Source organism: Cobetia sp. MC34 (genome assembly GCF_018340035.1).
In the GTDB taxonomy this organism is placed as follows: domain Bacteria; phylum Pseudomonadota; class Gammaproteobacteria; order Pseudomonadales; family Halomonadaceae; genus Cobetia; species Cobetia amphilecti.
In genome coordinates this window covers 1-8,063 of the sequence record NZ_JADPPY010000057.1, presented here as the reverse complement: position 1 = coordinate 8,063, position 8,063 = coordinate 1, and the positions used below count along the sequence as shown (strand labels likewise).

At 58.3% G+C, this 8,063-nt stretch carries 7 protein-coding genes and 4 pseudogenes; 3 read left to right on the top strand and 8 right to left on the bottom strand.

The genetic code is table 11. The features are described 5' to 3' along the window. Positions 1 to 271, bottom strand: a 271-nt coding sequence (locus tag IZU87_RS16705) for an IS3 family transposase (protein WP_213115283.1), incomplete at its 3' end; no start/stop codon positions are given. 53 nt (positions 272 to 324) lie between these two features. Then, positions 325 to 633, bottom strand: coding sequence for a transposase (locus IZU87_RS16700; RefSeq protein ID WP_213115282.1), 309 nt, complete (start codon positions 631 to 633; stop codon positions 325 to 327). Positions 634 to 695: 62 nt separating this feature from the next. Here IZU87_RS16700 and IZU87_RS16695 point away from each other — a divergent pair. After that, a pseudogene (locus IZU87_RS16695) lies at positions 696 to 1,118 on the top strand (IS5 family transposase); the annotation flags it as partial. A gap of 2 nt (positions 1,119 to 1,120) precedes the next feature. Here IZU87_RS16695 and IZU87_RS17820 read toward each other — a convergent pair. Next, positions 1,121 to 1,270, bottom strand: a pseudogene (locus IZU87_RS17820) (IS481 family transposase); the annotation flags it as partial. A gap of 78 nt (positions 1,271 to 1,348) precedes the next feature. Next, positions 1,349 to 2,203, bottom strand: a pseudogene (locus IZU87_RS16690) (IS5 family transposase). 139 nt (positions 2,204 to 2,342) lie between these two features. On the opposite strand from IZU87_RS16690, the pseudogene tnpC reads away from it, so the two are divergent. Next, a pseudogene (gene tnpC, locus IZU87_RS16685) lies at positions 2,343 to 3,788 on the top strand (IS66 family transposase). Positions 3,789 to 3,902: 114 nt separating this feature from the next. Further along, positions 3,903 to 4,394 (top strand): Gfo/Idh/MocA family oxidoreductase, encoded by a 492-nt coding sequence (locus IZU87_RS16680; protein ID WP_213115280.1) that lies wholly within the window; start codon positions 3,903 to 3,905, stop codon positions 4,392 to 4,394. A 119-nt stretch (positions 4,395 to 4,513) separates the two neighbouring features. Here IZU87_RS16680 and IZU87_RS16675 read toward each other — a convergent pair whose 3' ends face one another. The 4 genes from IZU87_RS16675 to IZU87_RS18195 form a co-directional block, all read right to left on the bottom strand. Next, the gene (locus tag IZU87_RS16675; protein ID WP_213115279.1) at positions 4,514 to 4,642 is read right to left on the bottom strand and encodes a putative transporter small subunit; all 129 of its coding nucleotides are present in this window, start codon (positions 4,640 to 4,642) and stop codon (positions 4,514 to 4,516) included. Positions 4,643 to 4,682: 40 nt separating this feature from the next. Beyond that, the gene (locus tag IZU87_RS16670; RefSeq protein ID WP_213115278.1) at positions 4,683 to 6,386 is read right to left on the bottom strand and encodes a sodium:solute symporter family protein; all 1,704 of its coding nucleotides are present in this window, start codon (positions 6,384 to 6,386) and stop codon (positions 4,683 to 4,685) included. A gap of 812 nt (positions 6,387 to 7,198) precedes the next feature. After that, the gene (locus IZU87_RS16665) at positions 7,199 to 7,849 is read right to left on the bottom strand and encodes a BCCT family transporter (protein WP_213115277.1); all 651 of its coding nucleotides are present in this window, start codon (positions 7,847 to 7,849) and stop codon (positions 7,199 to 7,201) included. 52 nt (positions 7,850 to 7,901) lie between these two features. Further along, positions 7,902 to 8,063 (bottom strand): integrase core domain-containing protein (locus tag IZU87_RS18195; protein WP_213115284.1); only part of this gene is annotated, 162 nt, incomplete at its 5' end.

Here is an 8,063-nt window from a genome sequence, read left to right as displayed (position 1 = left end):
CATTCGGTATATCCAGGTGTGGCTGATCAGCCTTCTTGTAGGCGTGCCTCGGCGGCTGCGAACTCATCAGCCCCAGCTGCTTCATCCGCCTGCTGGCCCGATAACGACTCAACTGTATTCCTGCCTGCGTGACCATTTTTGCAATGCTGCGAGCGCCGGCAGAGCCGTTACTGACGGTATGCGCCTCGACAACCTGATCCAGCAGCTTCTGCTCAGTCTCACAAGGTCTTCTATCCCGACTACGCCAAGCCCGGTAGCTACTGCGATGCACCCCAAACACCTGACACAAGTGCTGCACCGCGTAGCTCTCTTCAAGTCGCTCGATTATCGAGAATTGCTCAGGGAGTCCGACATCAAGAGAGCGGTAGCCTTTTTTAATATTGCCTTCTCTTCTTCCACTCGCCGCAGCTTGCGCTTCAGTTCCTGGATCTCACGCTGTTCCGGCGTCAGAGCCTCACCTTTCAGCGGCGCCTTGCCTGCCCGCTCAGCGCGAAGCCTGCGAACCCAATACTCCATGGTGGATTTGCCAACCCCCATGGCCTCACACGCCGCCTTCAGCGTGTAGCCCTGGTCGACCACGAGCTGGGCCGTTTCCAAGCGAAATTCCGGGCTAAACGTTCTCTTCTTCGTCATCATCTGCACCTGATTGTCTCTGTGAGCCATCATACACTCAAAGTCAGGTGGCCAGATTCACTGTGCCACTACACATCGACTTCACGCTGTCGGCGGGGCAAGAATCGGATACGCGGTACTTCATGCCCACTCTGGAAAAGGTTCATCTACCGGGGGGTCGTGGCCGGCCACGAAAGCGTTGCCGCTACATCGTGGCAGACAAGGGCTATGACAGTGATGAGTTGCGCCGTTACTGCGACCGCGTTCGAATCAAGCCGATCATCGCTCAACGAAAGATGAAACGGAAACCCCGGCCAGGTCTCCTACGGGGTTTCGATAAACCCATGTACCGTCAGCGAAATATCGTGGAGCGCTCTTTCAGTTGGCTGAAAGAGTTCCGTCGTATTGCGACGCGATATGAGAAGTTGGCCCGTAGCTTTTATGCGATGGTATGCGTAGCTTGCATACGCCGCTGTCTACGAGCCGACTTTTCGTACAGAACCTAGGTATCGTCACGGTGCTGCCACCGCCGGATAGTCGCGATGGCAACGCCATACTGCCGGGCGAGCTCGCTATCCGTGATGCTGGAGGGCGCTGCTTGTATATCGATACGGATCTTCGGTGACGTCGTCGCTTGTTTATGAAGCTTGATGTCTATAACCCTGCTCTCGGATGAATTGCTGAAGAAGCTGTCTGGCTGCTAGCAGAGGATAACTTCCATAGTTGATCTGATTATCTAGGTTCTGTAGGAAAACTCGGCTCGTAGACAGCGCCGTATGCAAGCTACGCATACCATCGCATAAAAGCTACGGGCCAACTTCTCATATCGCGTCGCAATACGACGGAACTCTTTCAGCCAACAGAAAGAGCGCTCCACGATATTTCGCTGACGGTACATGGGTTTATCGAAACCCCGTAGGAAACCTGGCCGGGGTTTCCGCTTCATCTTTCGTTGTGCGATGATCGGCTTGATTCGAGCGCGGTCGCAGTAACGGCGCAACTCATCACTGTCATAGCCCTTGTCTGCCACGATGTAGCGGCAACGCTTTCGTGGCCGGCCACGACTCCCCGGTAGATGAACCTTTTCCAGAGTGGGCATGAAGTACCGCTTATCCGATTCTTGCCCCGCCGACAACGTCAAGTCGATGGGCCGACCAAAGCGATTACAGATCAAATGGATTTTGGTCGTGATGCCGCCACGACTCCGGTCCAACGCATGGTCTAAGGGTTCTTCTGATCTCCCTTTTTGCCTCCACCTGCGGAGGCGCGTGTTGCACGAACGGCGGTTGAGCCGATCATCCAGGTCTCGAGATCCATCAGGCCATCTTCACGAAGCCGAAGTTGAAGCCGCGACAAGACCGCCTCAAAGGTACCGTCATCACGCCATTGTCGGAACCTGGCGTAGACAGTGCTCCAAGGGCCATAACGTTCGGGGAGGTCACACCACTTGGCGCCAGAGCAGAGGGCCCAAAAGATGCCGTTCAGCATCTGTCTGTCGTCTTTCCTGGGCCTGCCCATCGATTGAGCCGGTGAGACAATGATCTTCGATCAACTGCCATTGGCCATCCGAGATTTCGTAGCGTCCTGTCATATCGCACCTATGCTAGATGTGCATGGGCCACATTAGCAAAAATGACTGTAACTATTCAGGTGGCTGCGGATGGCATGTCGCCAACCACCTGATTTTTTGGCATATTGTGCCTGATTCTTCGGCACGTCTATGCGGTGACATGACCATCAGCGATATCAACGTCGACGAGGCCCTGGAACGGGTCCGGCAGCAGCTCAAGGAAGACCACACGGTCTCGCCTTCCTTGCGTGCTGCCATCGACGTGCGGAAGCTGCTGGTCAAGCTGATGGCCGACCGACTGGCCACCAGCAGCCGCAACAGCAGCAAGCCGCCGTCACAAGACCCCAACCGCCAACGCCGTTCCCGGGCCAAGGGCGAGCGTCGCCCCGGCGGGCAACCGGGTCACGAAGGCAAGACGCTGGCACCGGTCACCGATCCTGATGAGATCGTGTCGTTGCGCGTCGATCGCCGCACCTTGCCCAAAGGGCGGACGTATTACTCAGTTGGCGTTGAGAGGCGTCAAGTCCAAGACATCGTGATCCAGTCGGTGGTGATCGAGTGCCAGGCCGAGGTGCTGGAAGATGTCCGAGGCCAACGCCATGTCGCGCCGTTTCCGGAGGGAGTGACGCGCCCTATCCAGTACGGTCCACGCCTCAAGGCGCATGTTGTCTATCTCTCGCAGTACCAGTTGCTGCCCTATGCCCGCATCCAGGCGCTGCTGGCCTCACAGTGCGATCTATCGCTGAGCACCGGCACGCTGTTCGCCTTAAATCAAGAGGCCTATCTGCGCGCCGAGGCGTTTGCCGAGTGGGCGATCCCGGCGCTGAGGCAAGCCGCGACCGTGCATGCCGACGAGACCGAGATGCAGGTCGGCGGCAAGCGCTACTGGCTGCACAGCGCCTCGAATGACGCCCTGACCTACTTGGCGCCTCACGCCAAGCGAGGTCAGGAGGCCATGGATGCCATCGGTATCCTGCCCTATGTCCAGGGCGTGCTGGTACATGATCACTGGAAGCCCTGCTACCGCTACCCAGATTGCCATCACGCCCTGTGTCATGCCCACCACCTTCGCGAACTGACCGGTGTCTGGGAAAACGACCAGCAGGCCTGGGCTAAGGCGCTCCACGATCTGCTGCTGGAGATGCATCAGGCCGTTGACGCCGCCGGTGGTCCGCTGACGCTCGAAGAGGCGCAACGCTGGCGAGTCCGCTATCGGCAGTGCCTGACAGAGGGTGAGACCGAGTGTCCGCTACCGATCCCACCACCACCGGGAAAGCGCGGTCGTGCCAAACGAACCAAGGCACGTAACCTGCTCGAACGTCTCCAGGCGTACGAGGAGGACGTGCTGCGTTTCCTCGACGACCCGCCGCGCCCTTCACCAATAACCAGGGGGAGCGTGACCTACGGATGACCAAGGTCCAGCAGAAGATTTCAGGCTGTTTCCGCTCCTGGGAAGGTGCCGAGATCTTCTGCCGGATGCGCAGCTTCCTCTCGACGGCGGTCAAGCAGGGCCTGGCAGCGCACACAGCACACCGCACTGGAGCAGTTGTTTGGCGGTGAAGTGCCCGAATTCATGCGTCGGGACGACCTGGATCAGGCAGCGTGACCTGAATAGTTACAAATGACTTTTCGTACAAAACCTAGGACTGAACGCCTAGTCGTGACCCTGAGCCACTGCCCGCAGAATATATCGCAGCTTCTTGGGGGGATCTTCCGCGACATGAGCCTTCATGATCTCGACATGGCGACCTGGCTGCTGGGAGAGCCGATCAGCGAGGTATCTTTCACGGGGAGCTGCCTGATTGATCCGGCTATCGGGGAAGCGGGAGATCTGGACAGTGTTCTGATCAGCCTCAAGAGTGTCTCGGGCAAGCTTGCGAGCATCAGCAACTCGCGCCGTGCCTGTTACGGCTATGATCAGCGCATCGAGGCCTTCGGCAGCAAGGGCATGCTGGAAGCCCGCAACGAGACGGATACGCGACTGCGCTTCACGGGCGAGCAGGGAGTGATGGATGAACGACCCAAATGGTTCTTCCTCGAGCGCTATGCTCAGGCATTCGGGCGTGAGGTCGCCGATTTCGTCTCGGCCTGCCAAGACAAGCGAGCACCTCTGGCCGGGGCTCAGGACGGCCTGGCGGCACTTGAGCTGGCGGAAGCCGCGCTCATTTCCTGGCGCGAGGGACGCCGCGTGCTGCTCAGCGAGATTCGGTGAGCTTTTGGCACCTTGATGACCGATCAGGTGAGGCCGTACCCACAGCATGCAAAAGCCCGCCTCTGGACATTCCAGAGGCGGGCTTTTGCGTTCATGGCGTCACATCACGCCAGAGGGCTTTATACCAGCTCGCGCTTTTCTTTCCGTGCGATGCGGCGATCACGTGCGACCGCGCGGCAGATGACGATCAATACCGCCAGGGTGAGCACTGGCCATACCAGTACGTAGGTGGCAAATAGCAATGTCATGTGTGTTGTCTCCCTGTTCTGTCTCGGACGTTATCCAGAATCATGCGCCGGTGGAGGCAGCAGGCTGCGTCTGGATCGGTGTTGTCGTATCACGACCACCTGAGTCGAGTGCTTCGTCATAGTTGCCGACACGTGCGGTGATGGTGTCGAAGTCGAAGCGTTCCTGTCGGCTGGCGAGGCTCATGACCACACACACCAGAGTGCTGGTGCCGTAAGCGGTCAGCGATGCCAGCAGGACGGTGTAGTCGCGCAGGAAGTCAGTCGCGAAGATCAGCATGGCGATCATGGCCGCGATTCCCGCAAGGATCCCAAGAATGCGCCCCAGGAAGCCGAATACCATCAGGCCGATGATCACGCCGCCGCCGATGCTGGCGAGCAGCTCGAAGAACAGACCGCTCATGCCCGTCAGCGGCACCAGTTCAAAGCGTGCCAGGCAGAACATCACCATCGCGACGATGACCGACGTGGTGAAGGCGGTGTTGGTCACCCGATTCCAGAAGCAGCTGGCGATGACCGGGAAGACGATCGCGCCCCATAGAGCCCCGACGAAGACCAGCATTACCAGGATATCCAGTGAGAAGCTGGCGAAGACGATGCCCAGTACCGTGGCGATGATCATGGTCAAGCGGCCGATGAAGAGCATGCGCTTCGGGTCTGGCTTGCCGCGGGCGATATTCTTGCCATACACATCGGCCATGATGATGGCGGACAGCGCGGAAAGGTCGGAATCCGCGGTGGAGGACAGCGAGCCGATCACCAGAATGAAGAACAGCGCGATGAAGAACGGCGGCAGATACTCGGACACCATCTGCGGGATGAGGTTGTTCATGTCGCCGTTGAGCGGCTCCACCCCGAGTGTCAGTGCCATCAGGCCAATCATGCCCAGGCCGATAACGATGGCGCCATAGCCCAGCGTCGCGGTGAGGAAGGTCGGCTTGATGTGGTCTTCGTTGACGGCGAACAGGCGCTGGGAAATGGTCTGGTTACCGATCGCATAGGCCAGTACAGCGACGAAGAAGGGCGCCCCCTGGTTCAGGATGGCATCCGTCGAGAAGAAGTTGGCCTGCTCAGGCGTCAGATTATCTAGGCCAGCGACCAGCTCCGTCGGGCCGCCCATGGCGAAGAACACCGCTGGAATGATCACGATGGCGATCGCCATCAGGGCAACCAGTTGCGCGAAGTCGGTCAGTACCGAGGCGCGGAAGCCGGACCACAGGGTGTAGAACAGCACCCCCACACCCGCCATGATCACGCCTGCCTGGAAGGACAGCGGTGAGAGCACGGAGACGAGCGCCCCGGCGGCGGTGAAGTTGACCATCAGGCTGATCACGCTACCCAGCAGGTTGGAGAGCGCCAGAATCAGCTGACTGGAGGAGCCGTGGCGCGCATGGATCAGCTCGCCCAGTGTATGCGCATTGGGCGCCAGCTTGCGGAAGCGGCGACCGAAGGGGTAGATGAACAGAATCATCAGTGCACCCCACAGGCCATAGTGGATCGGCCCTGAGACACCATAGGTATAGCCGGAGGTGGCGGCGGCATAGAAGGAGGCCGCCCAGATCCAGGTAGCCGTCATGCTTGCCGCGCCCATGCCGAAGCCAACGCGATGGTTGGAGACCATGAAGGCATCGGCATCTTCATTTTTCTTGCGGATCCCCAGCGTCATCAGGTAGGTGCCGCCATAGAAGGCAAGCAGCAGCAGTACGACAGTCAGGGTAGAGAATTGATATAGCGATTCGTTGTTCAAGAACTGGCCCTCGGTAGGGAAACAGGGCGCTACGCAACGCAGTTGCCCGAGGGCAAACGGTTGTCGATAGCGACGAGTAAGGAGGGGAAGGTTCTTAGCCGTGGACGTAGTTCTGCGTCATTTGCTCAAGCAAATGGCATCCAGCGCAGCACGTGGGCCGCGTCATCAATAATCGGCAATCTCGGTCAATGAAGACGGAGTTGGTGGCACTTCCCGGTCAGGCGGGAACTTGGGGGAGGGCGGCGTGGCATGCATCTGCCTTCATCGGAATAATGATATCGCATACGCGTCCTTGTTATCGGTCAAGCCTTGCAAGGGCGCTGATGCGAGTTGTTGGTCAGCCCCAAGCTTGGCAAAACGGTGTTTTTATTTTCTATCGTTATCAAATTAGTTGGCAACGATAAATTATGCGCATGTCAATGTCCACACCCTGGCGGGCAAAGCTTGTCTCTCGTTTGCGTCAACGATGGTTGAACGAGCGGGTGCGACGATGTTCAGTTGCGTGACACGTGCCAGAGCAGGATGGAAGACATGACGTATTATATAAATAATATTACTTGGCATGACTCGTCTGTATTTGCTGAGCTTTCTGAATGGAGCCAGAAAGTGGAATAAATCGTTGTCATTACGTCATGCGTATTACTTGTCCAATGCTTGAGGAAAAGACTCCCTCAATGGCTCAGGCAACGACTGACTCGGCGTGGAAGGGGACGTTGACGCATGGGAGAGCGAGTCTTCAAAGCGGCCTACCCACAGTAAAACGCCCTGTCCGAAGACAGGGCGTAGTGGGCATGCTCAGCGCAGGGTTTGGCTTACCGAGAGCTTTCTGCCGTCTTGCGAGTGCTTTCCCAGCGCAGGTGCGCTTCGGGAGAATAGCTACGTGACGGCGTGTGCTCGAGACCGATCTTGGCGGTACCGATCGACACCAGACGCAGCAGGGACGCCGTGGCGGCAATCACGATGAACAGCGCCGGCACACCGCCGAGGTTGGAGAGCATCTTGATGCCATCAATGCCCACGAAGGCCGTCATGATCCAGGCGACGGCGCCGATGGTGCAGCCCCAGATGATCTTCATGAGCAGGCGATCATGGGTGTTTTCATCACTGTCACCGGCCATGGCGGCCTGGCTGTCGGTGCTGCACAGCTGGCTGATCGCTTCGGTGTTGGAGTCGGCCGCCGTCACGAAGGACAGGAAGGCGATGATCAGGAAGACGGCGCTGACCAGGGTGCTCATCGGCAGTTCGTCAAACAGGGCATAGATGACGGAGCCTGCACCAGACTCATTCAGCAGTTGGTAAAGCGCACCACCACTTTGCATGTCGAACTGGATAGTGGAGCTTGCGAAGACGCTCACGTAGGTAATCGAGAACAGTGCCGGCGCGACCAGGTTGATCAGCATGAACTGTCGCACGGTATAGCCACGGGAAATCTTGCCCAGGAACAGGGCTGAAGTGGACCCCATCCTTTGGACCACCTGACGGGTCGTCTAAGCTCGGATCAGGTCATCATCGGCGTCAGGCCGCCTGGGTCAGTGGTTGAGAGAAGTACACTTCATCAGGTGTGGCATCGTCCAGCCCTTGGTGGGGCCGCTCCGTGTTGTACCAAGCGAAGTAACACTTCAGATCCCTTCGCAAGTGGGCGCCACTCTCGAAAGCCTTCAGGTAAACGCACTCGTA